This window comes from Arthrobacter sp. 05T423 (assembly GCF_056396245.1).
On record NZ_JBFTLC010000003.1, the window covers coordinates 20,805 to 45,531 of the forward strand.

Consider the following 24,727-nt stretch of genomic DNA (forward strand, 5'->3'; position numbering starts at 1 on the left):
CCGGGGCGCCCCGCGCTCCGGAAGACCTGCGCCGCCGGACTTTGCTGGCGCTGGACCCAAGCCGCCGGTTCGAAGTGCGACGCGGGGCCGTTGGTCGTGCGGTTTACCCGGCGATGCCGTAGAGCCGGTCGCCGGCGTCGCCCAGGCCCGGCACGATGTAGGCCTTCTCGTTCAGCTTCTCGTCGATGGAGGCAAGGACGATGGTGACGTTTGCCCCCGCGAGCTCCTCCTCCAGCTTGGCCAGGCCCTCCGGCGCAGCCAGCAGGCAGATGCAGGTGACGTCCGCGGCGCCGCGCTTGAACAGGAACTTGATGGCCTCGCGCAGCGTGCCGCCGGTGGCGAGCATGGGGTCCAGGACGAAGATCTGGCGGCCTGACAGGTCGTCAGGCAGGCGCTCCGCGTAGGTGATGATGTCCAGGGTTTCCTCGTCGCGGGCCATGCCCAGGAAGCCCACTTCGGCCGTGGGGACCAACTTGGTCATTCCCTCGAGCATGCCCAGCCCGGCGCGCAGGATGGGGACCACCAGCGGCGTGGGCTTGGTGAACGCGGTGCCGACCGTGGTGGCGACCGGCGTTTCAATGGTGACCGGCTGGGTGCGGACGTCGCGTGTGGCCTCGTAGGCGAGGAGCGTGACCAGCTCCTCGGTGAGCTCGCGGAAGACCGGCGAGGGGGTGTTCTTATCCCGCAGGACGGTGAGCTTGTGGGCGACCAGCGGATGGTCCACGACGAGTGTGCGCATGGGTCAAAACTATCACCCGGGGCCCGGCTCCCCGCCCCGGTTTCCGGCGGCTTCCCCGGCGTCCGGAGTCGCCTGCAGGCGCTCCTCCCGCTCGGCCTTGCTGCCCTTGATATGGGCCGGGTGCTCGAAGGTGGGCGCGGGGCCCGCATGCTCCCGCCGGCGGATGACATGGAACAGCCGGTGGGCCAGGATCACCACGCCCACCCATGCCGCCCCGATCAGCCAGGCGGCCATCACGTCCGTCAGCCAGTGGTGGCCCAGGAACACGCGGCTCAGTCCCATGGCGATGATGAACACCGCCCCCGCGATGACCACCCATGTCCGGGCCGAGGTCTTCCGGAACTGCAGGCACACGAGGTACACCACGATGCCGATCACCACAGTGGTGTTCAGCGTGTGCCCGCTGGGGAACGACGGCGAGAACTCGAACGGCGGAACGGCGTCGATATGGTCGGGACGGGTCCGGCCCAGCAGCGTCTTGCCCACGCTGGTGGCAGTGACGGAGACTGCCGCCGCGCCGCCCACCAGGATGAGCGGCCGCCAGCTGCGGCTGACGTAGATCAGCCAGGCCACAAGGATGCTTGCCAGGATGGGCATGCCAATGCCGCCGCCGATATTCGTGAAGGCGGTGACGGCTGAGTCGAGTCCGGGATTCCGGTACTCCTTGGCCAGCTGGAGGGCGGGTTTGTCCAGCCCCGAAACGCCGTTTTGGTCCACGACGCTGTCGTATACCTCGGCGCTGAGGAGCGTCAGGACCACCACCAGGAAGCCGCCGATAACGAGGGTGATCCACAGGGCCGCGTAGGGCCCGAGCCACCTGCCGTACCTTTCAGTCAGGGACTTCATCGTTACTCCCGGCGCTTGCATTGTCCGATGCTAAGTATCCTTCGAAACTATCATTGACCCATGGCCCCGGCAGATCCGCAACACCTGGAATGGATGGGCCTTGCCCTCGAGGAGGCCCATCGTGCCCTGGCAACCGAGGATGTGCCGATCGGCGCCGTCGTGATCGGTCCGGACGGGACGGTCCTGGGCGCGGGACGCAACGAGCGCGAAGCCTTTGGGGATCCCACCGCCCACGCCGAGGTGGTGGCCATCCGCGAGGCCGCCGCGCGGCTGCGGGAACGCGCGGCCCTCGATGGCGGCAGCGGCGACGGCTGGCGGCTGGAGGACTGCACGCTGGTGGTGACCCTGGAACCGTGCGCCATGTGCGCCGGCGCTATTGTCCTGGCCAGGATCCACCGTGTGGTCTTCGGGGCCTGGGATGAGAAGGCCGGGGCGGCCGGCTCCGTGTTCGACATTCTGCGCGAACGCCGCCTGAACCACTGGGTGGAGGTCTTTGCCGGCGTGCAGGAGGAGGAATGCGGACTGCTGCTGCGGGAATTCTTCGCCGCCCACCGCACAACTGGGTAGTCGTCCAGTTAGCCGCGCTGCCCCGCACGGCTAACCGGCGGAGTCCAGCGCGTCGATCCGCTCCTGCCGGGACGCCGGCGAATCCAGGCTGAACGATCGGAAGTCGCCCAGGTCCTCCCGGATCCAGGCCTCGACCTCGGCGATCCGCTGGTCGACGGCAGGCGTCCGGCCGTCAAAGAGCCAGGCCGCGATCCTTTCGTTGCCGGGATCGTACTGCCAGAGCCCGATTATCCGGCCGCGGTCAAGGACGGGGTGGTCCGGCAGGTCCGCCTGCAGCGCCAGGGCGGAGTTCAGCAGTTTCCGGTCCCGGTCCTCCTCAGCAAACAGGTCCGCAGCGTTCCGGCGGTGCAGCACGAGCGAGTCGGTGCCGGCCAGCAGCTGGATCTGTTCCTCCTCCGGAGGGCTGAAGTCCGCGAGGCGTTCGACATCGGCCGGCATCATCCAGAGCACTTCGCCGCCGGCAGTGGGAACCCCTACCGCCCCGACGGCGGCGAGCGCTGCCTTGCTGTCGGTGAGGGTGAAGCCGGTGAACCACTGGGATTGCTTGACGGTGGCGCCGCCCGTCCAGCCGAGGTAGCGGCGGATCAGTTCGTCGCGGGCGCCCTCGGGACCGAGCGGGCTGGGTGGAAGGCCCCAGGGTGTGTACGCATAGCGCTGCTGGTCCAGCCGCCCGTTGACCGGAACGCGGCGGATCCGGCCGTCGGCCTGCAGCAGCCCCAGCGCCGTAGGTAGCGTGGTGGCGGCACCCTTTTTCTTGCCTTCCTCGCCGAGGTTTCGCACCGATTCCCCCAGCTCCTCCTTGAGCTGCCGCGGGTCCATCGGGCCGTCGGCTTCACCGAGAATATGGAGGATCTGTTCCTCCAGCAACGTGATCTCGCCGCGGTCCACACCGAGCCTGCCCAGTACGCGGAACGCCTCTTCAGCGCTTTTGCCCAGGCTCAGCGCCCAGTCGAAGTCCTCCCGGCCCAGCACGTAGGTGCAGCCGCGGGCGGTGGGCAGTTCGTGGATCCTGAGCTCGCGGACGTCCGTGTCCGCCTGCTCACGGCGTATTCCGGCGCGGGCGAAGAGGGTCAGGTACGGGTTGGCGCCGCCCACCGACCGCGCCCAGCCCGCCGTGGCGAGCACTTCCTGGGACGTGCGGCCCTCGAGGATCCCGTCCAGCCCTTGCCGGTGCCAGGCCCAGGCCCGGAGCAGCTCCGGGGTGAGGAGTGCAGCGGTTTCCAGGGTGCCGGCAGATGCTACGCGGGTTGTCATGCCTCATTCTCTATCAGCAGGCGGTTGCGAGGAATGGCCGCCAGGCGGTGCTTCCGGTGCCACGTAGCCGAGCACCTGCCTAGCAGTGGCGTCCCAACCCGGCAGGAGTTCCCTGCCGGCGAGCGCCCGCCGGCGCCATTCGGCACGCAGAGCGTGGTCCGTGAGCCAGCTGCGCAGCAGGGCCGCCAGCGGCCCGGGGTCTCCCTCCGCAGGGTTCCCTTCCCGTTCCCCTTCTACAGGTTCACTGTGTACCGAGTCACTGCCCAGGTCGACGACGGCGCCGGGCATGGCGGGTGCGTCACCTTCCGGCGGGCCTGGCGCTGTTTCCGCCCCCAGTCCCAGCGCCTCCACTGCCCCGGTGCCGGCCCGGACGATAACGGGCACCCCGCGGGCCACGGACTCGGTAACCGCCATGCCGAAAGCCTCCACCTTGGAGATCAGCAGGCTCAGGTCGGCTGCGTCCCACTGCTGTTCGAGCGCCGCGCCGGTCAGTTCGCCCGGGAGCTGCACCCGGTCACCCAGGCCATAGCGGTCTACCGCCGCTGTGACCTGGCGGGCGTAGTCGCGGTCCGCCGTAACCGAGCCGACGAGTGCTGCCGTCCACTCCAGATCCTGCAGCCGGGCCAACGCGCCGAGGAGGACCAACTGGTCCTTGTTCGGCAGCAGTGCCGCCAGGGCAAGCAGGCGAGGCGGCTCGGATCCGCGGGCCTGCCGGGCACGTTCGGTTCCGGGCAGGGCCGCGCGGACGCCTGCCAGGCCGTGCCGGCCGCCGATGACGGCGGCGGCGGAGCCGCTGGTGCAGATCACGCCGGCAGCCGCACGGAGCGCACGGGCTTCGAGGTCCGGGTGCTCGTCCAGGGGCATGTGGAGCAGGACCCACGGTGCCCGGCCGTTGGCGGCGGCGGCTTCCATCGCCTCGGGGGCGCCGGAGGCGATCAGGCCGTCAACGATCGTAATGATGTTGGCCGGTTCCCCCGTCTGGGTTCCCGCACCGATTCCCGCACTGGTTCCCGCACCTAGCAAGCCGGCCAGCCGCCGTCGTTCTTCCTTGCTCCCCACCGGCCAGTCGCCGCCCACCGGCTGGATCTTTACCTGGACCCCGAGTTGCTCGAGACCCTGCGCCAGCGCGGCGTTGTAGACGTTGCCGCCGGAGTTGTGGCGGATGTTCGCGGGAACAAGGAGCCGGATGGCCTGCGGCGGGGGGAGCATGGCGGACTCAGCGGCGGCCGAAGTCGAGGGCGTAGCTCGCCCAGGCGTCGGGGTTTTCCCGGAGGGTGACGTCCAGGCCAGCGAGTTCCCGGCCGTCCGCGTCCTCCCGCAGGCGCTCCGCGACGGCGTTGGCGATGTACTGCGCCAGCGCCTCGGTGGTGCTCAGTTTCCCGGCGAAGTCGGGGTGGTCGTCCAGGTTGCGGTAGTTCAGTCCGGCCAGCACCTCCTCGGTCATCCCGCCGGCGGCGCCAATGTCCAGCACGATGGCGTCGTCGTTGAGGGCACGACGGCGGAACGTCACCTCCGCGACGAAGGTGGCCCCGTGCAGGCCCTGGGCAGGCCCGAACGCCTCCCGGGGAAGGCTGTGGGCGATCATGAAGTGGCGGCGTACGGTCAGGCTGAACACTGGTTACCTCGCGGTTTCGGTGGTGGCGGTCTGGTGGTCTTCAGTTAGGGAATCAGCGGCGGGGTATTCAATCACGTGGCAGAGCGCTTCCAGCCGCCCGTTGGCCAGGTCCTGGACCACGCGGGGCAGCTCGGTAAAGGCCGAGGCTCCGGTAAGGAAGGCATCGAACACCGGATCCGCCAGCAGGGACACGGCCAGATCCAACCGGTCGGCGTTGGTCCGGCGGTGCCGGCGGGCCCGCGCCACGGCACCCACCTGGCTGGCACGGATGGACAGCCTGCGGGCGTGGAAGTCCTCGCCCAGCGGGATGGTGATTTTCCGGTCGGCGTACCAGGACATTTCGATGATGTCGCCCTCGTCCCCCACCAGCTTCAGGCTCCGTTCCAGTCCGCCTTCGGACGCGGAGCAGTGGAACACGATGTCGCAGTCCGGCAGGGCGTCGTCCGGATGGGCGAAGTCCACGCCGAGCGCGTCGGCGAGGTCCTTACGGGCGGGGTCCAGGTCCACGAGCTGGAGCCGCGCGAGGGGGAACGTGCGCAGCAGGCTGGCCACCATGCCGCCCACCAACCCGGCGCCGATCACGGCGATACGGTCGCCCAGCCTTGGCCCCGCCTCCCACAGGGCGTTCACGGCCGTTTCCACAGTGCCGGTGAGGACCGCCCGGCGGGGAGGCACGCCGTCGGGAACGCGGGTGAGCGAGGACACCGGAACCACGTAGCGGTCCTGGTGCGGGTGGAGGCAGAACACGGTCTGCCGCACCCAGTCCGCCGGGCCCTGCTCCACCACCCCCACGGACAGGTAGCCGAACTTCACCGGCGACGGGAAGGAGCCCTCCTGGTGCGGAGCGCGCATCTCCTCGGCGACGCATGGTGGAACGGCTGCCTTGTGGACCACGAGTTCGGTGCCCTTGCTGATGCCCGAATACAGCGAGCGCACCAGTGCCTCCTCCGGGCCGGGGACGGACAGATTCTCGCTGCGCAGTTCCCCCTCGCCCGGGCCCACGGTCCAATATGCGGTTGCTTCGGTATGCTGCTGGAAAGTACTCATCTTGCTTATGAATCTAGTGCCCGGCCCTGATTTCCGGGAAGATGTGGCCCGGCGTGGCCGCGCCGGAGACCTGGGTTGCGGTGGAAAAGCATGCCGTTTTGGGGATGCGGGCCCTGCTCCGGTACCCTAGTCAGGTTGGTGACGTGTCCGAGCGGCCGAAGGTGCAACACTCGAAATGTTGTTTGGTGTAAAAGCCAACGTGGGTTCAAATCCCACCGTCACCGCCACGTAGCGAAGGCGTCTGGATCGTTGATTTCTCAGCGGACCAGGCGCCTTTTGCTTTGCCCTCGCGATGGAGAGGGGCCGGCCGCCGGCAGATCCGGGGCCCGCAAGACCGATTTCCGCCTCGGGGCGGCGGCCCGCTCATTCCCCGGTTCGCAGAGCGGGCCGCCTACCGAAGCCGTAGATCGAGGAGACCCGTTACGGCGACGGTAGCGGGATAATACCGCCGCCGGCTTGGGAAAAAGGAGCGCCGATTTGAAAACTAAGCAGGCTTCCCATTAGTTTTGTCAGGAACGCTCCGTGTTCCCCCATATACGGAGCGGTTGCCTAGAAGAACCCCGCTGCACTCCGGTGCAGCGGGGTTCTTCGCTGGGCCGTTATTCGGAGCCCGACTTCTGCTCCCGGTCGAGGAGATTCTTTTTGATCTCGTCCAGCTTCTCCTTGATGACCCGCTCGGCATCCGAGATGGTTTTTCCTGCGCTGCTCAGCGGATCCAGCTGCACATACACCTCGTGCGCCACGGGCAGGTCGTACTCATCCTTCAGGTGGGTGCCGCCGCCGACCCCATCCAAGGTCAGGTACACCTGGGCGTCGGTGCGGGCTATTCCGGCAATCCTGCCGAACACCACGGTGAAATCGTTCGGCTGAAAGCTCACCGTCTGGCCGACGTGGCTGCGGTCAAGCTCCCCCGCGGTMAGGGCCTTTTCGTACTGGCTTCCGCTGTAGTTCATCGCTACTCCTCAACTTGGGCGTGGTGACTTACGCCAGCAGTCTATGGCGGACCGGCCGCACGCGCTTGAATAGAGTGCAGATCTTCCGCGGGCAGGAGGCACCCCATGAACGCCAAAGGCAGCAAAAGCACGGACTACACCTTCGTCTCAGTCTGGCGGGTAGCCGGGACCACAGACGACGTCGCGGTGCTCCTGGGCGACCCCGTCGGACTGGCCCGGTGGTGGCCCTCCGTGTACCTCCGGGTGGACCTCATCCATCCGGGCAAGGGGAACGGCGTGGGACGGATGGCCCGGCTGCATACCAAGGGCTGGCTCCCCTACACCCTCCGCTGGACGCTGACCGTCACGGAGCCCATCACCAGCCGGGGCTTCACGATCCGCGCAACCGGCGACCTGGACGGGACCGGACGCTGGACGTTCGAGCAGGACGGCCCGGAAGTCCTCATCACCTATGACTGGCGGGTGAGTGCCACCAAGCCGCTGCTGAGGCGGCTCAGCTGGCTGCTGAAACCCGGGTTCGCCGCCAACCACCGCTGGGCCATGGCCCGCGGCCAGGAAAGCCTGGCGCTGGAACTGCGGCGCCGGCGGGCGGGCGCCGGCCCGCACTCCGTCCCGGCACCACCGCCGCCCACGTTCCCGCGGCTGGCGGGGCGAGGGCGGCGGATGGACCAGCGGGCCGGTGGCTAGGCGTTAGCCAAAACAGGCTGGGACCACGAACAGGTTGAGCAGCGTGGACGTCACCAGCCCGCCAAGGATCACCAGGGCCATGGGATGTTCAATCTCATGGCCGGGGATGTTCCCCAGGACCACCAGCGGCACGAGGGCAAGGCCCGTGGCCAGAGTGGTCATGAGGATCGGCGAGAGCCGTTCCCCGGCGCCCCGCAGCACCAGCTCCGGACCGAACTTTTCACCCTCATATTTCTCCAGGTGCTGGCAGTGGTTGATGAGCAGGATGCCGTTCCTGGCGGCGATGCCCATGACCTTCAGGAAGCCCACAATGGACCCCAGTGACAGGACACCTCCACCCATGAAGGCGGCGAACACCCCGCCCACCAGGGCAATCGGCAGCGTGAGGATCACCAGCGTCGCCAGCCGCCAGCTGCCGAAGGCCACCTGCAGGAGCAGGTAGATCACCGCCAGCGCCCCGATGGCCAGTGTCAGCAGGGTGTTGGTCGCCGCCTGTCGGGTGAGAACCTCACGGATTCTCTCCTTCAGGTAGGTCTGGACGTCGCGAACGATCCCGGGATAGCCATCCACCACTTCATGGATTGACGCCAGAGTCTCGTCATAGTCCACCGCGGGATCGATGCTGATCCAGTTTTCACAGAAGTACACACCCACAACCTCATCGGCGTTAAAAGCCTGCCCGATGTGGGAGCCGCAGTTCCGGACACCCTTGACCGAACGTGGCGTACCCCGCCACGGGCCGCTTCACCATCCGGCCCAGGACCGCGAGGTAGCCGCGCTTGGGCGGCAACCGTTTTGAACCGCACGGAGGAAGCCGGCACGGCCGATGTCACAATCCGGGCATCAAATGGGAGTCTCCGCCGCGCCTTCGTTGACTCCTGCAGGAACGGCCGCAATGTTAATGCCATGAGGCTTCAGCGAATCAATAACGGACTGACATGGACGACGGCGGCTGCCGCACTGGCGCTGGTACTCACCGCGTGCGGGCCAAGCCAGCCTGCCACACAGGGGACCACCGGACCGGCCACCGGCACAACCATCCCGAGCACCCAGTCGGCCCCCGAAACGTCAGCCCCGCCGTCGTCCTCTGCCTCGCCCACCCAGTCCCAGCCGGCCACGCCGACGGCAACCTCCGCCGCACCCCAGTCCACTGCCGCCGGCATGCAGCTCTGCAAGGCCTCGGGCCTGAAAGCCACCACGGACGCCACAGGCGGCGGGGCCGCCGGCAGCGTCTACATGGAGCTGATCCTCACCAACAGCGGCAAGGCCGCCTGCCACCTGAAGGGATTCGCCGGCGTTTCCCTGACCACCGGGCCCAATGGCCAGCCGATCGGGGCGCCGGCCCAGCGTGACACCTCGGTCGCCGTCCAGGATGTCCTGCTGGCCCCGGGGAAGTCGGGCACGGCGGTGCTCCGCTATACGCAGGCCGGAAACTATCCGGACTGTGTCAAGACCGCAGCCGCCGGATTCCGGATCTACCCGCCGGAGGACACGGCGTCGCTGTTCGTGGAACGGCCCTCGGATGCCTGCAGCAATGCCACCATTGAGCTCCTGACCATCGGGGCATTCCAGGCCCGCTAGGGCAAAACTTGCCACGGGCAACCTGCCCTGCCCGAAGCCTGTTCCGGCCATTACTTCGTAAGTACACTTACGATTACGTCGGGGTCCCCTCTGGCAGTGCGGGACCCGCCGCGGGAACGCCTCGCGACAAAGACGCAGGCCAAAGGCAGGTTGAGGCACGTGACGTCACTCTGGTTGGACCGCACAGACACTTTCACCAGCGATCCGTTCACCCCCGGCGAGTCCTACGACACCGTGGTGGCGGGTGCCGGCCTGACCGGCCTGACCACCGCGCTGCTGCTGGCCCGCTCGGGACAGAACGTGCTTGTCCTGGAGGCACGCGGCCTGGGCGCCGTGGCCACCGGCAACACCACCGCCAAGGTCACCCTGCTGCAGGGCACGGTGCTCTCATCCCTCCGGCAGCAATACTCCCAGAAGGTGGTGGACGCCTATGTGTCCGGCAACCGCGAGGGCCAGGCGTGGCTGCTGCGGTACATGGAACAGCGCGGGGTGCCGTTCCAGCTGCGTGACGCCTACACCTACGCCGCCACGCAGCAAGGCACCGAGGCGGTCCGCGCTGAACTCACCGCTGCCCTCGCCGCCGACCTGGAGGTGGACTACGTCCGGGATGCGGGGCTGCCGTTTCCTATCCGCGGAGCCGTGCAACTTCGCGGGCAGGCACAGATCAACCCCATGGATGTGCTCACCGCGCTGGCTGAGGACGTCCGGAGCCACGGCGGCAGGATCGTCACAGGGGTCCGCGTGCGGAACGTCACCGGCGCGGGTCCGTCAACCGTCCACGCTGACCGTGGATCAGTCCGGGCCGACTCCGTGGTGCTGGCCACGGGCAGCCCCATCCTGAACCGCGGCCTCTACTTCGCCAAGCTCAAGCCGAACCGCTCCTACGCCGCGGCCCTGGAGCTCGAAGGAAACGCGACGCCGCCGGAGGGCATGTACATTTCCGTGGAGCAGCCCGTGCGCTCCCTCCGGGACTACCCGGCGGACGGCCGGAATCTGCTGCTGGTGGGCGGCAACGGGCACCCGGTGGGAAAGGCGCGCTCGGAACAGGAACATCTGGAGAACGTCCTCACATGGGCACGGCAACACTTCCCCGGTGCCACTGTCACGCACACCTGGTCCGCGCAGGATTACCAGGCCACCAACCTCATGCCGTTCTTCGGCAAGCTCCCCCGCGGCCGCGGGCGCATCTTCTTCGCCACCGGCTACAACAAATGGGGCATGACCAACGCAGTGGCTGCATCCCTGGGCATCTCCGCGGACATCCTCGGAGGCCAGCTGCCGTGGGCCAACACCATCCACCGCAGGGTGACATCACCTCCCGGTGCGGCATCTGCCGTCACCCTCAACGCGGGGGTGGCCGCCACGCTGGCGAAGGACTGGGGCAGAGTCCGGCAACTGCCTCCGGCGGACGGCGCCGTGCCGGCCGAGGGCACAGGCGCCGTCGCGATGCGCGGACGGAAGCCCGTGGCCACCTCCACGGTTGATGGAACGACGTGCAGCCTGTCCGCGGTCTGCACGCACCTGGGCGGGATCCTGCACTGGAACGACAACGAGAAGTCCTGGGACTGCCCGCTGCACGGCTCCCGTTTCAGCAGCACAGGGCAGGTTCTGGAGGGCCCGGCAACCCGGGACCTTCCGGCTGCCGAGTAAGGCATGCCTGGTGCTCCTCATGGTGTCAGTACCGTAGGGCATGATGGAGGCATGCAGTCGCAGGAGCCCGCCGGCATGTCCGCCGGCACGTCCACCGGGGACTCGATGGGCCAGTTCAGCCGGCCCACCAGGGAGTGGTTCCTCGGTGCGTTTTCCGAGCCCACGCCCGCCCAGCAGGGTGCCTGGAACGCGATTTCATCGGGTTCGCACGCCCTCGTCGTCGCGCCCACCGGCTCCGGCAAGACCCTCGCGGCGTTCCTCTGGGCGCTGGACCGGCTCCTGGTGTCCGGGCCTGCTGCACCCGCCGTGCCTGACGCTGACGCTGACGCGCCTGATGGAACCCCCCTGCCCGGCCTCGAAGAACCCCCGGCACGCGCCAAATCCAAACAGTCCCGGGCACGGAAGCCCAAGCGGAAAACCCGTGTACTGTACATCTCCCCGCTCAAGGCGCTTGGCGTCGACGTCGAACGCAACCTCCGGTCCCCGCTCATCGGCATCACCCAGACCGCCAAGCGGCTGGACCTGCCTGCGCCCCTGATCACCGTCGGAGTCCGGTCCGGCGACACCCCCGCCGCGGACCGTCGTGCCCAGCTCAGCAACCCGCCGGACATCCTGATCACCACCCCCGAATCCCTCTTCCTGATGCTCACTTCCAAGGCGCGGGAAACGCTCAGCGAGGTGCACACCGTCATTGTGGACGAGGTCCACGCCGTGGCCGGTACCAAGCGGGGTGCGCATCTCGCTGTCTCGCTCGAGCGGCTCGACGCGCTGTTGCCCGCGCCCGCCCAGCGGATCGGGCTCTCGGCCACCGTGGAACCGCGCGAACTCGTGGCGCAGTTCCTGGCCGGTACCGCCCCGGTGGAAATCGTGGCCCCGCCCTCGCGGAAGAACTGGGACCTCACGGTGTCCGTCCCAGTGGAGGACATGTCCGATCTCCAGGGCGCCGCCGGGGCCTTCGATTCCGGCCCGGCGTCAGGTTTGCAGCCGCAGGCCTCCATCTGGCCCCATGTCGAGGAAAAAATCGTTGACCTGGTGCTGGCCAACCAGTCCACCATCGTCTTTGCCAACTCGCGCCGGCTGGCGGAACGCCTGACCGCGCGGCTCAACGAGATCCACGCGGAACGCCAGCTCCTGACAGTGGGCGGCGGCTGGGATGATCCCGGTCCACCCCCGCCCGGGGGCGTCCCGGTCTCCACCGGCACGCCCGCCCACATGATGGCGCAGGCGGGAAGTACCGCTGGGGCCGAACCGCTGCTGGCACGGGCCCACCATGGTTCCGTGTCCAAGGACCAGCGTGCCCTGATCGAGGACGACCTCAAATCCGGCCGGCTGCGCTGCGTTGTGGCCACGTCCTCGCTGGAACTCGGCATCGACATGGGTGCCGTGGACCTCGTGGTGCAGGTGGAGTCCCCGCCCTCCGTGGCCAGCGGGCTGCAGCGTGTGGGCCGCGCCGGGCACCAGGTGGGCGAGATTTCCCAGGGCTACCTCTTCCCCAAGCACCGGGCTGACCTCGTACACACCGCCATCACGGTTGAGCGCATGCTGGACGGCAAGATCGAGCGGCTCAGTGTCCCGGCCAACCCCTTGGACATCCTGGCCCAGCAGACCGTCGCGGCCACCGCGCTGGGCAGCATCGACGTGGAGGAATGGTTCTCCACCGTCCGCCGTTCGGCGCCGTTCGCCTCGCTCCCCCGGTCCGCCTTCGAGGCCACGCTGGATTTGCTGGCCGGGCGCTACCCCTCGGATGAGTTCGCCGAGCTCCGCCCCCGGATCGTCTGGGACCGCAACGCCGGGACCATCGAGGGCAGGCCGGGTGCCCAGCGGCTGGCGGTCACGTCCGGCGGCACCATCCCGGACCGCGGGCTGTTTGGCGTCTACATCATCGGCACGGAGACCGAGGGATCGGCGTCCCCTGCCGGAGCGGGTGACGGAAAGGGGTCCACAGCGGCCCCGGCCAAGGGAGGCCGCCGGGTGGGCGAGCTCGACGAGGAGATGGTCTACGAATCCCGCGTCGGCGACATCTTCGCTCTGGGGGCCACCAGCTGGAAAATCGAGGACATCACGCACGACCGCGTGCTCGTCTCGCCCGCCTTCGGCCAGCCCGGCAAGCTGCCCTTCTGGAAGGGCGACTCGCTGGGACGTCCCGTGGACCTGGGCCGTGCCCTCGGCGCGTTCGTCCGTGAACTGTCAGCGTCCGACGTCGGCCCCGCCACCGAACGCTGCAAGGCCAGCGGCCTTGATGACTTCGCCGCGAACAACCTGCTGCAGTACCTGTCGGAACAGAAGCTGGCCACCGAGGTGGTCCCCAGCGACACGACGCTCGTGGTGGAACGGTTCCACGATGAACTCGGCGACTGGCGGGTCATTCTTCACAGCCCGTTCGGCATGCCGGTCCATGCGCCCTGGGCCCTCGCGGTGGGTCAGCGGCTGCACCAGCGGTACGGCCTGGACGGGTCGGCCATGGCCGCCGACGACGGCATCGTGCTCCGCGTTCCCATGATGGAGGACGAACCTCCCGGCGCCGAGCTGTTCCTGTTCGATCCCGAGGAGCTGGAGCAGATTGTCACCGCCGAGGTGGGCGGCAGCGCCCTGTTCGCGTCCCGCTTCCGCGAGTGCGCCGCGCGTGCCCTGCTGCTGCCCCGGCAGACCCCCGGCAAACGGCAGCCGCTGTGGCAGCAGCGGCAGCGTTCCGCCCAGCTGCTGGACGTCGCGCGGAAATACCCGTCGTTCCCGATCGTGCTGGAAACCATCCGCGAGTGCCTGCAGGATGTGTACGATTTGCCGGCACTGAAGGACATCGCCGCCTCGGTTGAACGTCGCGAACTCCGGATTGTCCAGACCACCACCCAGCAGCCGTCCCCGTTCGCCAAGTCCTTGCTGTTCGGCTACGTGGCGCAGTTCCTCTACGAAGGCGATTCCCCGCTTGCCGAACGCCGGGCGGCCGCGCTGGCTTTGGATTCCACCCTGCTCAACGAACTCCTGGGCCGCGTGGAACTGCGCGAACTCCTGGACGCCAGGGTCATCGACGCCACGGAACGCGAACTCCAGCGCCTTGCCCCCGACCGGAAGGTCCGCGGCCTGGAGGGCGTGGCCGATCTGCTCCGGCTGCTTGGGCCCCTGGCCCCAGGGGAAGTTGCCGCCAGGCTTGCGCCGCCGGCTGAGCCCGCCGACACCAATGCCCCGCTGGCCGGGCCTGCCGAAACCAAGCCTGCCGAAACTGACACCCCGCCGTCCGAGGCCACAGCAGCCGAAGCCGCCGCCCACCTCGCGGCCCTCCAGCGGGCGAACCGGGCCATCAAGGTGATCCTTGCCGGCGTCGAACGTTTTGCCGCGGTGGAGGACGCCGCCAGGTTGCGCGACGCCATCGGTGTCCCGCTGCCCATGGGTGTCCCCCTTGCCTTCATCGAGCCGGTGGCGGACCCGTTGGGCGACCTCGTCTCGCGCTACGCCCGGACGCACGGTCCGTTCACGGCCGCCGAGGCCGCGGCCAGGCTGGGACTTGGTCCCGCCGTCGTCGGAACAGCCCTGAAGCGGCTCGCGGACGACGGCCGCGTGGTGGAAGGGGAGTTCCGTCCCCACGCCGAGTCCGCCGCCGGCGAAAGCGCCGCTGCCGCCGTGGCCGATTCCGGTTCCGGCCCGGTGGCCGAAGCGGCCGCCGCCTCGGCCGTTGCCTCAGCCGCGGTGGCCTTGGCCGGCAGCGAATGGTGCGACGCCGAAGTCCTCCGGAAGCTCCGCCGCCGATCGCTCGCCGCGCTGCGTGCCGAGGTGGAGCCCGTGGACATCACCGCCTACGGCAGGTTCCTGCCGGCCTGGCAACATGTCCGCGCTCCGGGCCCGGGACGGGGACAGGCGGCGCTGCGCGGACTCGACAGCATCATCACCGCCGTGGACCAGCTCTCCGGCGTGCCCATACCCGCCTCCGCCTGGGAACCGCTGGTGCTCGCGAGCCGGGTGTCCAACTACCAGCCCGCCATGCTGGACGAGCTCATGGCCGCCGGGGAGGTCCTCTGGTCAGGGGCCGGTGCGCTGCCGGGAAATGACGGCTGGATCAGCCTGCATCTGGCGGATTCGGTGGAACTGACGCTGAACCCGGCCCCGGAATTTGAACCGGGCGACGCCCAGCGCCGGCTCCTTGACCACCTGCAGGCCAACGGCGGCGGCTACTTCTTCCGGCAGCTCACAGACATTGCCGGCGGCATGGACGCGGTGCTGGGCGACCATGACGTAGTGTCTGCGATCTGGGATCTCGCGTGGGCGGGACGGGTCACCGGGGACACGTTCGCCCCTGTCCGGTCCCTGATTGCCGGCGGGCATACCGCGCACCGGCAGGTTGCGCGCGCGCCGCGGGCCAGGGCGCCGCGCCTCAGCAGGCTGGGGCGCTCGCACGGCACGGGGCTGCTCGGCTCTCCGGGCCTGTCCGGTGGACGCTACGGGTCAGCCGGCGGCGCAGTCCCCACCCCGCCGCTCGCCGCCGGGCGCTGGTCCGCGCTCCCCACGCCCGAGCTCGATCCCACGATCCATGCCCGCGCCACCGCGGAGTTGCTGCTCGACAGGTACGGCGTAGTCACCCGCGGATCGGTGATGGCCGAGAACATCCTGGGCGGGTTCGGGCTGATGTACAAGGTCCTGGCCCGGCTGGAGGAGGCCGGACGGTGCAGGCGGGGGTACTTCATCGAGCATCTCGGCGCCGCCCAGTTCGCGGTGCCCGCCACAGTCGACCGGCTGCGCTCGTACACCGAGGACGCCCAGCTGGCCAAGCCGGAAACCGTGGCCCTTGCGTTGGCGGCAACAGATCCGGCCAACCCCTACGGCGCCGCGCTGTCGTGGCCCGCCGGCAACGTCGAAGCGGGCAGCGGGCACCGTCCCGGGCGGAAGGCCGGCGCTCTGGTGGTGCTGGTCGACGGCGCGCTGGTGCTGTACGTGGAACGCGGTGGCAAGACGCTGCTCGTCTTCACCGAAGACGAAGCAGTCCTCGGCGCCGCGGCCGGTGCACTGGTGGACGTGGTAAGGCGGGGGGCCGTGGACAAACTCGTCATGGAAAAGGTCAACGGCCACGGCATCCTCGACACTCCGGCCGCCTCGGCGCTGACCGCAGCGGGGGCCTATTCCACACCCAAGGGGCTGAGGATCCGTGCCTGAAGGCGACTCCATCTGGCGCGCTGCCAGCCAACTGCACACAGCCCTCGCCGGACAGACACTTCTCGCCTCGGACTTCCGTGTGCCCCGGTTCGCCACACTGGACCTTGCGGGCTGGACCATGGCGGAAGTTGTCCCCCGCGGCAAGCACCTGCTCATGCGGCTGGTCGGGCCGGCCCAGGAGCGGCTGACCATCCACTCGCACCTGAAGATGGAGGGCAGCTGGCAGGTTTACCCGCCGGGCGGCCGGTGGCGGAAGCCGGGATTCACGGCACGGTGCGTGCTCCGCACCGCCGCTGCTGACGCCGTCGGATTTTCCCTTGGCCTGCTTGAGGTGATCAAGACCAGCGACGAGGACAAGGCTGTCGGATTCCTCGGCCCAGACCTGCTGGGCCCGGACTGGGACCCGGCCGAGGCCGAGCGACGGATCGCGGCGCGGCCCGACGTCCCGGTCGGGGTGGCACTGCTGGACCAGAGCAACCTCGCGGGCATCGGGAACATCTACCGCTGCGAGGTGTGCTTCCTGGCCGGCATCCACCCGGCATCACCCGTGGCCGCGGTGAAGGACTGGCCTGCGATGTTTGCCGACGCCAAGCAACTGCTGGAGGCGAACCTCGGGCCGGGCCGCCGGACCACCGTGCTCAACGCCCGCGGAACTCCGGTGGGCCGCGCGGCCGGCCGGCCGGGCTACTGGGTGTACCGCCGCGAGCACCAGCCGTGCCTGCGCTGCCGGACGCCCATCCGCCACGGCGTGCTGGGCAAGAGTGTGCCGGGCAGGAGCATGCCGGGCAACAGTGTTCCGAGAACCGCTGCGCCGGGCAGACCCGGCAGCGCCCCAGCGGCGGTCACCGAAGAACGCGACATCTACTTCTGCCCAACATGCCAGCCCCTCTTGGGCGCCGCCGAAGCCTGACGGCCGCGGAAACTGACGCGCCAAACAGTGTCGGGAAAACGGTCGCAGGCAAACAGCGGTCAGGAAGCGGCCGCCCGCTCCTCGGACTGACCCTCGCGGTCCCCATACCTGGAATCAACGGCCATCCCCGCCCCGGCGGCCGGAACCAGGAAGTACGGCAGCAGGAGCTGAACCAGCGGCCCGATCGCCAGCGCATAAACCACGGTTCCCACGCCGACTGAGCCGCCCAGGAGCCAGCCCGCGGCGAGCACCACCACTTCGATCAGCGTCCGCGACAGGCGCACGGACCAGCCGGTGCGCCGGGCCAGGCCCGTCATGAGCCCGTCCCGGGCGCCGGGACCGAAGCGGGCGCCGATGTAGCACGCGGACGCGATCGCGTTGAGCAGCACCGCACCGCCCAGCAGCGCGATCTGGCCGCCGAGGTGCGAGAACGCAGGGATCAGGGCCAGCCCGACGTCGGCAAAGACGCCCACGAGGACGGCGTTGCAGAGGGTGCCGAAGCCCGGCCGCTGCCGCAGCGGAATCCACAGCAGGAGCACCAGGAAGCTGACGATGATGACCACCACGCCGATGCTCAGGCCTGTCCTGCCGGCAACACCCTGGTGGAACACATCCCACGGGTCCAGGCCAAGCCCGGCCCGGATGAACAGGGCAAGCGAAATGCCGTACATAGCGAGGCCGGTGAAGAGCTGGAGAAGTCTGCGGATCATCATCGCACCATCCTCCTGCAGAACTGGCCTTGTTTTCCATGGCCAGTTTGAAATACTGGCCTCATGTCCGGATCACTCACCCCCACCGCCCTGGCCCGCCTCCTGGGCCAGTGGCACCACGGCAACGCGCCCGCCTACCGCGAGCTGGCCGACGTCGTGCGTCTTTTGGTCCTGGACGGACGCATCCCGCTGGGCACGGCACTGCCCAGCGAACGGACGCTGTCCGCCACCCTCGCCGTCAGCCGCACCACGGTGACGGCGGCCTATTCCAGTCTGCGTGAACAGGGGTTCCTGAGCAGCGGCCAGGGCACACGCGGCCGCACGTGCCTGCCGCGGACGGCGTACGGCGCTGGCAAGGAGCGGGACTCCGGAGCGGGACTGTCGGGGGCGCCGGGCCTGGCTGTTCCCGATGGCGTCATTGACCTCGCCTACGCGTCGCTCCCGGCCAGCGGCGAAGCGGTCCACCAGGCCTTCGCCCGCGCCATCACTGAACTGCCCGCACTGCTTCCCGGCTTCGGCTACGACGCCCTGGGTGTGCCGGCCCTCCGGGAGGCGATTGCCCGCCGCTATGCCGACGCCGGCGTGCCCACCGCGGCCGGACAGATCCTGGTGACGTCCGGCGCGCAGCATGCCCTCAACATCGTGCTGCGGGCGCTGGTCGCAAAGCAGGACAAGGTGCTCGTGGAGCAGCCGACGTACCCGAATGCGCTCGACGCCATCCGCGCCACAGGCTGCCGAATTATACCGGTGCCCCTGCCGCCCGCGTCGGAGCGGGGCTGGGATCTGGACTCGACCGAATCCGCGCTGACGCAGCACCGTCCCCGTATGGCCTACACCGTCCCGGACTTCCACAACCCCACCGGCCGGCTGATGCCCGACGGGCAGCGGCGCCGGCTGGTCCGAGCCGCCGCAGCGTCCGGCACAGTCCTGGTGGTGGATGAAACGCTCCGTGAGTTGAACCTCGACGGCGGCACAACGGCTCCGCTGGCTTCCTTCAGTCCGGCCGTGGTCTCCATCGGATCGCTGAGCAAGTCCCACTGGGCGGGTATGCGTACCGGCTGGATTCGCGCGTCGGAGAGCCTGGTTCAGCGGTTCGCGGCCGTCCGGACCACCATGGATCTTGGCGGTCCGGTAGTGGAACAGCTTGCTGCGGCCCACTTGGTGCGCAGCCTGGCCGATCCGCTGCCGGGCCGCCTGTCCGCGCTCCGGGAAAACCGCTCCGCACTGCTGGCGCTGCTCAAGGTCCACCTTCCGCGGTGGGAGGCGGAATGGCCCGACGGCGGCCTGGCCGTCTGGTGCCGGCTGCCGTCCCCCAGCAGCACGGCACTGACCGTGATCGCCCCGGAGCTCGGCATCCGCCTCGCCGCCGGGCCGCGTTTTGGCGTGGGCGGTGTGTTTGAGAACTTTCTCCGCATTCCGTTCACCCTGCCGCCGGACCAGCTGGAAACGGCTGTCCTCGCGCTGCGGGCCGCCCAGGACAGGCTGGACGCCGCCCCGCAGTTGCGGCGGACACTCAGGGACTCCCCCGCCGCCGCCATCGCCTGAGTCCGGCGGCTAGGGATGCGCGTCGGCCTACGCGTAGACCTTTTCGAGGAGCGCACCCCAGGCACTGGCAGTTGCCCCGGAGTCCCCGCTGCCGCTGAAGTCGTGGACGGTCATGCCTACGGGTGCGCCGAACGCATTGCGGCCAAAGAAGCGATAGAGGGTGTCCCCAGTCCGCAGGCCCAGGAAGTTCCCGTTCGAGAAGTCCACCTGCCCCGAAAGCCGCCCCACGCCGTCGACCTCCACCTCAAAAGCGTCCCCCTGCGCCGCGTTCTCCAGCCCGAGCGCCTTCTTGAGCTGCACAAAGCCGTCCCGCGTCTGCGACGCGGCGGGCCCCTGGATATCCGTGAAAACCACGGGCTGGCCATCGAAATGCTTCAGGTACTGGCCCAGCGTGTGGAGGTAGAACTCCGTGTGTCTGCTGGCGCCGTCGTACTGCTGGTCCCAGTCGTCCGCGAAGATGCCGCTGTGGACATAGTGAAGCCTGGCCCGGCCGCCGTCGAGCGGTTCCAGTACGTGCTCCAGCTGGTTGAACCAGCCGTCCGGCCCGTCCATGCGCGACACCAGGTGGCGCGGATACTCCTCCACGGTCTTCACGTCCGGCCACTGGTCGGTCGGGAACATCCAGCCCGGAGTTCCCTTGGTGACGGCTTCCCAGACGCGCTCGGGAGTGCCCGGCAGCTCAGTATCAAAAACAATCTCGAAGTTCCTGTCGTCAGTCATTGTCCTGCTCCTTGGCTGGGATGGTTTGGGTTGAGTCCGTGATTTCCGGCTTGAGTGCCGGGTGAAGCGCGACGACGAGCCGGTGCTTCCGTCCGCCGGCGCCGCCGTGGTGGTACTTGTCCACGAGCCGGGTGACGGCCACGCCCAGGTCTTCGGCGAACGCCGCCCGGTCCGCAGCGGTGCGAAAGGTGATCTCGCCGTCGATCGCGAACGTGGCGAGTTTCTGCCGCGCTGCGGCAGCACCGGCGATGAGCTTCCCCATTTCCTGGACCGTGCGGCCGGCGAGCGCCAGCAGCCAAAAGGCGGAGAAACGGTCCGCGAAGCGGTGCGGGTCCGGCGCCACCGACTGCAGCGCTACCGGGGAGATGAGGTAGGACGCTGCCGTGGCCCGCAGCACGCGTTCGGTGACGTTGCCCTTGCGGCGCTCTTCCACCAGCTCGACCAGGCCGTGCCGCTCCAGCGCCTTGAGGTGGTAGTTCACCTTCTGCCGCGGCAGCCCCAGCTTCGCGGCGAGCTGCGTCGCGGAGCCGGGCTCCGCCAGCTCCTGGAGGATGCGGGTCCGGATGGGATCCAGCGAAGCCTCCGCCGCCGCCGGGTCCTCGATCACTTCGATGTCCAACATGGTTCAAGTATCCGCACCGACAATTTTACTTGTCAAGAACTTTTTTCTTGTCCGTGGCCATTTAGACGGTTCCCTGCAGGTTCGACGTCGCGGGCCGTCGAGTGGGCGGGGAACCGTCGAAATGGGGCGGGAGGCGGGGCGGGCCGGGGCAGGCAAAGTAGAATGGACCGGTGATGCAATCCCCTCTTCCCGTGCGCGACGGCGTGAACGCGACCCGCCTGCGCCTCCCGGACGGGGGCCCCTGGGACACCGCAATGGACTACATGATGCACCGCTGGGGCCACATCGACCCCCAGGGCATCGAGGACCGGTTCGACGCCGGCGAGATCGTGGGCGAGGGCGGCATCCCGCTGCACCGTGGCACCAGGCTGGAGGACCACACCTTCATCTGGTACTACCGCACGCTGCCGCCCGAAACCCGCCTGCCCGTGGAGCTGAACATCCTGCACCAGGACGAGCACATCCTGGTGGTGGACAAGCCGCACTTCCTGCCCACCACCCCGGGCGGCACCTACATCCAGGAATCGGCGCTGGTCCGGCTCCGCAACCAGCTCGATCTCCCGGACCTGATCCCGATGCACCGCCTGGACCGCATGACCGCCGGCATCCTCCTGCTTTCGACCAACCCCGGGACCCGGGGGAAGTACCAGGTGCTGTTCGAGAAGCGCCAGGTCCAGAAGGAATATGAGTGTGTGTCTGCCGCAGAACCGGCTGCCGGGCATCCCGCCGTCGACTTCCCGGTGGTGGTCCGCAACCGGATGACGAAGTCCCGCAGCTACCTGCTGGCGGAGGTCATCGACGGCGAACCGAACGCGGAGACCCGCATCGACCTGCTGCGCACGTTCGAGGCTGCTGGTGCCGGCCGCCATGCAGCCGCAGGCCGCCTTGGCCTCTACCGGCTCGAACCGCATTCGGGAAAAACCCACCAGCTTCGGGTGCACATGGCCTCGCTGGGGCTGGGCATCCTGCACGACTCGTTCTACCCCGACCTGCTGGACAAGGCACCCGACGACTACACCAAACCGCTCCAACTGCTGGCACGCGGCATCCGGTTCGTGGACCCCATCACGAAGAAGCCCGTCGAGTACCGCAGCCGCCTGCAGCTAAGCGAAGGGCCCTAACCAGGCCGACGCCGGCCAGCCGGGAAGGATCGGCTAGGCACCTTCGAGGACACTGCGGAAGACCCCCGCAGTTTCCGGGCCGAAGAGCACGAACTCCACCAGCTCTACACCGCCGTCGGCAGAGCGGGCGGCATAGGAACGGACGGCCTCGATGGCCACCTGCGCCACCTGGCGGGCGTCCCAGCCATAGACCCCCGCGCTCACCGCGGGAAAGGCCAGCGAACGGACCCCCAGCTCCTCGGCAATGCGCAGGCTCTCAGTAAAGCAGGACGCGAGCAGTGCCGGGTTGGTCTGCCCGGCATGGCGGTTGGGGCCAACGGTGTGTATGACCCACTGCGCCGGCAGCCCGAACCCGGGGGTTACCACGGCAGCACCCACCGGCAGCCCGTCCTGGAGCGTCGTTGCCCTCAGCTCGCGGCAGGCCGCCAGCAGTTCCGGCCCTGCCGCCCGGTGGATCGCTCCGTCCACGCCGCCGCCGCCCAACAGCGAGGAATTGGCCGCATTGACCACCGCGTCCACGGGCCGTCCGGTGATGTCGCCCTCAACGATCTCAATCCGCATACAGCCAGTGTGGCACTCTCACCCGGCCCGGCGCGTTCCCGTTCCGTGTGCGGTACTTTGTGCAGATGGACTTCGGCAATCCGGACACCTGGAGCACGGCGATCTATTTCTGGATCATTCCCGCTGTCCTTGGCGATGCCATTTTTCCGCCCATCCCGTCCGAGATGGTCCTGATCACAGGTGGCGCCCTGTCCGCGGAGGGGCGGGCCAACCTGTTCCTGGTGGGCGTCCTGTCCGCCACGGCGTCTTGGCTGGGTGACATGGTGGTGTTCCAGCTGTTCAAGCGCCGGCTGAGCCATATCCTGGACCGCTGGGCGTGGGGCCGGAAAATCCACCACGGCATCCACGAAGCAATCGCCAAGGCGGGCCGGTCATCCGCGTACGGCACCATCATCGGTGCCCGGTTCATTCCCGGGGGCCGGCTGGCGACGTCTGCCGCCGCAGGCATCGCCGACGTTTCCACCCGGGGCTTCAGCCTGTGCGCCGGCCTCGGAGCGGTGCTGTGGGCAACGTGGCTCGTGGGCCTTGGCTACTTCACCGGCTCGGCCACCGGGCTGCCCTTCTGGGCGAGTTCGCTGATCGGTGTGGCAGTCGGCCTGGCGATCGGCGCCGTCGTGGGTCTGATCGTGACCCGCCGGCGCGGCGACCGCTCCCCGGTGGATGAGCCCGGCGAGGCCGCCGGTCCGGGCGCCTAAGCCTGAATCCCCTAAACGGGCGCCCAGCGGCCGCGGCTGCGGCGGAGCACCGAAAGCGAGCCCGTCAGCGCAACGCGTTCGACGGCGTCGCGCATCTCGGCTGCCGACTCCCGGGCCGCACTGTTCTCACCGTTGTATTCGGTGGCCTCCACGAGGAACCGCAGGTTCAGCTGCGGCACCCCGCCGACCAGTTCCAGCTGGTGCGACTCCACGTGGTGGCGCGACCCCAGCGATTCGACGGCGGCGTCCATCACGGCTTCGGGAGGGTTGCCCGGCTTCAGCCCGGTGATCTTGAGTCTGGTCTGGAAGGACGGCATCCTCCCACCCTAGCGCCGGGTGCGAAAGACACCGCGCGAACGGATCCTTAACGCCCCAATGTCCGGGTTCCGCAGGGCCTTAACTGTCCGTTCTCGCCGGGGAACGGCGGGCGAGTATCTGGACGGTTGCGTTTTGTCTGGCGCGAGCCTATCTTGGCAAAAAGGGGCGCGATTATGCACGAACTCTCCATCACGCAAAGCCTTGTCGACGCCGTTCTCAACCGCACAGGCGAACGGCCGGTCACTGCGGTCAACCTGATGATCGGTCCCCTGTCCGGCGTACTGGCCGATGCCGTGCGCTTTTGTTTTGACGTGGCAACGGCCGGCACCCCGCTGGCCGGCGCGCGGCTGCAGATCGATGAACCGCAGGGCCGGGGCCGGTGCCGCAGCTGCCAGGACGAATTCACCCTGACCGATCTCATCCTGCTGTGCCCTTGCGGAAGTGCGGACGTCGAAGTCCTCAGCGGCCGCGAACTCATGCTGATGTCCGTGGAGGTGGCATAGGACATGTGTACAACGTGCGGCTGCGGCGACGAGGCCGGCACCCGCATCTCAAGCCTCGCAGGAGAACTGCAAACACCCGGGCAGGGGCACCTGCACAGCCATACTGATGAGCACGGGCGCACATACACCCACGAGCATGCCGACTCCCATGAGCACGCCAACACCCACGAGCATGCCGACTCCCATGCGAACGGTCACCATGCGGCACCGGGCACAGAGACCATCCCGCTCGAGCAGAACCTGCTGGCCAAGAACGACCTCCTGGCGGCCACGAACCGCGGCTGGCTTGCCGGCCGGGGCATCCGCGCCTTCAACGTCATGAGTTCACCGGGTGCCGGCAAGACCACCCTCCTGGTGCGCACCCTGACGGAACTCGGCGGGCGCCTGAACGCAGGCGTCATCGAGGGGGACCAGGAGACGTCCCTCGACGCGGACCGCATCCGCGCCACCGGGCGCCCCGTCATCCAGATCAACACCGGCGCCGGCTGCCATCTCGACGCCGACATGCTGCGGCACGGCCTTGATGCGCTGTCCCCGGAGCCGGGATCCACGGTCTTCATCGAAAATGTGGGCAACCTAGTCTGCCCTGCGCTTTTTGACCTCGGCGAAACAGCCAAGGTGGTGATCGTCTCGGTAACGGAAGGTGATGACAAACCCCAGAAATACCCGCACATGTTCATGGCAGCCGACCTCGTGATCGTCAACAAGTCGGACCTGCTCCCCTACGTCGATTTCGACGTCGACGAGTGCCTGCGCCGCATCCGGCAGATCAATCCGCGGGCAGAATTCCTCACCCTCTCAGCCACCACCGGCGAAGGCCTCGCCGCCTGGTACGGCTGGCTCGACGGCGCCACCTCCCAAGCGGCGGCGCCCACCTCCAGGACAGCCGGGTCAGTTCCGCTGGCCGGCTCCCTGACAAAAGCACACTGAGCCCCGCAGGGGCA

At 68.6% G+C, this 24,727-nt stretch carries 24 protein-coding genes and 1 tRNA gene; 12 read left to right on the plus strand and 13 right to left on the minus strand.

Going from position 1 to position 24,727, the window contains the following annotated elements; genetic code table 11:
• Positions 1–103: 103 nt before the first annotated feature.
• The gene (gene upp / locus AC1DFE_RS03905; protein ID WP_476904600.1) at positions 104–739 is read right to left on the minus strand and encodes a uracil phosphoribosyltransferase; all 636 of its coding nucleotides are present in this window, start codon (positions 737–739) and stop codon (positions 104–106) included.
• 12 nt (positions 740–751) lie between these two features.
• Positions 752–1,585, minus strand: coding sequence for a phosphatase PAP2 family protein (locus AC1DFE_RS03910; protein ID WP_476904601.1), 834 nt, complete (start codon positions 1,583–1,585; stop codon positions 752–754).
• A 60-nt stretch (positions 1,586–1,645) separates the two neighbouring features.
• Between AC1DFE_RS03910 and AC1DFE_RS03915 the strand changes: the two genes are divergently transcribed.
• Complete coding sequence (locus tag AC1DFE_RS03915) at positions 1,646–2,152, plus strand: nucleoside deaminase (RefSeq protein WP_476904602.1); 507 nt, start codon at positions 1,646–1,648, stop codon at positions 2,150–2,152.
• Positions 2,153–2,182: 30 nt separating this feature from the next.
• Here the strand turns inward: AC1DFE_RS03915 and AC1DFE_RS03920 are convergent, their stop codons facing one another.
• Genes AC1DFE_RS03920 through AC1DFE_RS03935 form a run of 4 tightly spaced genes read right to left on the minus strand, consistent with a single transcriptional unit; the run spans position 2,183 to position 6,068 of the window.
• The gene (locus tag AC1DFE_RS03920; protein ID WP_476904603.1) at positions 2,183–3,406 is read right to left on the minus strand and encodes a DNA glycosylase AlkZ-like family protein; all 1,224 of its coding nucleotides are present in this window, start codon (positions 3,404–3,406) and stop codon (positions 2,183–2,185) included.
• A gap of 3 nt (positions 3,407–3,409) precedes the next feature.
• Positions 3,410–4,615: a glycosyltransferase gene (locus tag AC1DFE_RS03925; protein WP_476904604.1), complete on the minus strand. Its 1,206-nt coding sequence runs from the start codon at positions 4,613–4,615 to the stop codon at positions 3,410–3,412.
• A 7-nt stretch (positions 4,616–4,622) separates the two neighbouring features.
• A complete protein-coding gene (locus tag AC1DFE_RS03930; RefSeq protein ID WP_476904605.1) occupies positions 4,623–5,021 on the minus strand; it encodes a 6-pyruvoyl trahydropterin synthase family protein in 399 nt (132 codons plus the stop codon).
• Positions 5,022–5,024: 3 nt separating this feature from the next.
• Positions 5,025–6,068 (minus strand): zinc-dependent alcohol dehydrogenase, encoded by a 1,044-nt coding sequence (locus tag AC1DFE_RS03935; RefSeq protein ID WP_476904606.1) that lies wholly within the window; start codon positions 6,066–6,068, stop codon positions 5,025–5,027.
• 137 nt (positions 6,069–6,205) lie between these two features.
• On the opposite strand from AC1DFE_RS03935, the gene AC1DFE_RS03940 reads away from it, so the two are divergent.
• Positions 6,206–6,295: transfer RNA gene (locus AC1DFE_RS03940), tRNA-Ser, on the plus strand.
• 372 nt (positions 6,296–6,667) lie between these two features.
• Here AC1DFE_RS03940 and AC1DFE_RS03945 read toward each other — a convergent pair.
• Positions 6,668–7,021 carry a hypothetical protein gene (locus AC1DFE_RS03945; RefSeq protein ID WP_476904607.1) on the minus strand — a complete coding sequence of 118 codons (354 nt, stop codon included), beginning with the start codon at positions 7,019–7,021 and terminating at the stop codon, positions 6,668–6,670.
• A 105-nt stretch (positions 7,022–7,126) separates the two neighbouring features.
• Here AC1DFE_RS03945 and AC1DFE_RS03950 point away from each other — a divergent pair, with 105 nt between their 5' ends.
• Complete coding sequence (locus tag AC1DFE_RS03950) at positions 7,127–7,708, plus strand: SRPBCC family protein (RefSeq protein WP_476904608.1); 582 nt, start codon at positions 7,127–7,129, stop codon at positions 7,706–7,708.
• A 3-nt stretch (positions 7,709–7,711) separates the two neighbouring features.
• Here the strand turns inward: AC1DFE_RS03950 and AC1DFE_RS03955 are convergent, their stop codons facing one another.
• Complete coding sequence (locus tag AC1DFE_RS03955) at positions 7,712–8,356, minus strand: efflux RND transporter permease subunit (RefSeq protein ID WP_476904609.1); 645 nt, start codon at positions 8,354–8,356, stop codon at positions 7,712–7,714.
• A gap of 258 nt (positions 8,357–8,614) precedes the next feature.
• Between AC1DFE_RS03955 and AC1DFE_RS03960 the strand changes: the two genes are divergently transcribed.
• The 4 genes from AC1DFE_RS03960 (at position 8,615) to AC1DFE_RS03975 (ending at position 16,988) form a co-directional block, all read left to right on the plus strand.
• Positions 8,615–9,289 carry a DUF4232 domain-containing protein gene (locus AC1DFE_RS03960; RefSeq protein ID WP_476904610.1) on the plus strand — a complete coding sequence of 225 codons (675 nt, stop codon included), beginning with the start codon at positions 8,615–8,617 and terminating at the stop codon, positions 9,287–9,289.
• A 159-nt stretch (positions 9,290–9,448) separates the two neighbouring features.
• A complete protein-coding gene (locus AC1DFE_RS03965) occupies positions 9,449–10,939 on the plus strand; it encodes an FAD-dependent oxidoreductase (RefSeq protein WP_476904611.1) in 1,491 nt (496 codons plus the stop codon).
• Positions 10,940–10,990: 51 nt separating this feature from the next.
• Positions 10,991–16,078, plus strand: a complete 5,088-nt coding sequence (locus AC1DFE_RS03970; RefSeq protein ID WP_476904612.1) for an Lhr family helicase — start codon at positions 10,991–10,993, stop codon at positions 16,076–16,078.
• Positions 16,071–16,988: an Fpg/Nei family DNA glycosylase gene (locus AC1DFE_RS03975; RefSeq protein ID WP_476904613.1), complete on the plus strand. Its 918-nt coding sequence runs from the start codon at positions 16,071–16,073 to the stop codon at positions 16,986–16,988. Before AC1DFE_RS03970 ends, AC1DFE_RS03975 begins: the two co-directional genes overlap by 8 nt.
• A 59-nt stretch (positions 16,989–17,047) precedes the next feature.
• Here AC1DFE_RS03975 and yczE read toward each other — a convergent pair whose 3' ends face one another.
• A complete protein-coding gene (gene yczE, locus AC1DFE_RS03980; RefSeq protein ID WP_476904614.1) occupies positions 17,048–17,701 on the minus strand; it encodes a membrane protein YczE in 654 nt (217 codons plus the stop codon).
• Positions 17,702–17,761: 60 nt separating this feature from the next.
• On the opposite strand from yczE, the gene yczR reads away from it, so the two are divergent.
• Positions 17,762–19,243: a MocR-like transcription factor YczR gene (gene yczR / locus AC1DFE_RS03985; RefSeq protein WP_476904615.1), complete on the plus strand. Its 1,482-nt coding sequence runs from the start codon at positions 17,762–17,764 to the stop codon at positions 19,241–19,243.
• Positions 19,244–19,270: 27 nt separating this feature from the next.
• Here the strand turns inward: yczR and AC1DFE_RS03990 are convergent, their stop codons facing one another.
• Together AC1DFE_RS03990 and AC1DFE_RS03995 are read right to left on the minus strand one after the other, a co-directional pair.
• Entirely contained in the window at positions 19,271–19,963 is a 693-nt protein-coding gene (locus tag AC1DFE_RS03990; RefSeq protein ID WP_476904616.1) for an SRPBCC family protein, read from the minus strand.
• The gene (locus AC1DFE_RS03995) at positions 19,956–20,585 is read right to left on the minus strand and encodes a helix-turn-helix domain-containing protein (RefSeq protein WP_476904617.1); all 630 of its coding nucleotides are present in this window, start codon (positions 20,583–20,585) and stop codon (positions 19,956–19,958) included. The genes AC1DFE_RS03990 and AC1DFE_RS03995 overlap by 8 nt, the downstream gene beginning before the upstream one ends.
• 173 nt (positions 20,586–20,758) lie before the next feature.
• On the opposite strand from AC1DFE_RS03995, the gene AC1DFE_RS04000 reads away from it, so the two are divergent.
• A complete protein-coding gene (locus AC1DFE_RS04000) occupies positions 20,759–21,706 on the plus strand; it encodes an RluA family pseudouridine synthase (protein WP_476904764.1) in 948 nt (315 codons plus the stop codon).
• Between the two features lie 33 nt (positions 21,707–21,739).
• Here the strand turns inward: AC1DFE_RS04000 and AC1DFE_RS04005 are convergent, their stop codons facing one another.
• Positions 21,740–22,267, minus strand: a complete 528-nt coding sequence (locus tag AC1DFE_RS04005; protein WP_476904618.1) for an O-acetyl-ADP-ribose deacetylase — start codon at positions 22,265–22,267, stop codon at positions 21,740–21,742.
• Positions 22,268–22,332: 65 nt separating this feature from the next.
• Here AC1DFE_RS04005 and AC1DFE_RS04010 point away from each other — a divergent pair, with 65 nt between their 5' ends.
• Positions 22,333–22,962: a DedA family protein gene (locus AC1DFE_RS04010; protein WP_476904619.1), complete on the plus strand. Its 630-nt coding sequence runs from the start codon at positions 22,333–22,335 to the stop codon at positions 22,960–22,962.
• An 11-nt stretch (positions 22,963–22,973) separates the two neighbouring features.
• Here the strand turns inward: AC1DFE_RS04010 and AC1DFE_RS04015 are convergent, their stop codons facing one another.
• Positions 22,974–23,279 (minus strand): hypothetical protein, encoded by a 306-nt coding sequence (locus tag AC1DFE_RS04015; protein WP_476904620.1) that lies wholly within the window; start codon positions 23,277–23,279, stop codon positions 22,974–22,976.
• A 174-nt stretch (positions 23,280–23,453) separates the two neighbouring features.
• Here AC1DFE_RS04015 and AC1DFE_RS04020 point away from each other — a divergent pair, with 174 nt between their 5' ends.
• On the plus strand, positions 23,454–23,783 hold the full coding sequence (locus AC1DFE_RS04020; RefSeq protein ID WP_476904621.1) for a hydrogenase maturation nickel metallochaperone HypA/HybF: 330 nt from the start codon (positions 23,454–23,456) through the stop codon (positions 23,781–23,783).
• Positions 23,784–23,786: 3 nt separating this feature from the next.
• A complete protein-coding gene (gene hypB / locus AC1DFE_RS04025; RefSeq protein ID WP_476904622.1) occupies positions 23,787–24,713 on the plus strand; it encodes a hydrogenase nickel incorporation protein HypB in 927 nt (308 codons plus the stop codon).
• Positions 24,714–24,727 lie beyond the last annotated feature (14 nt).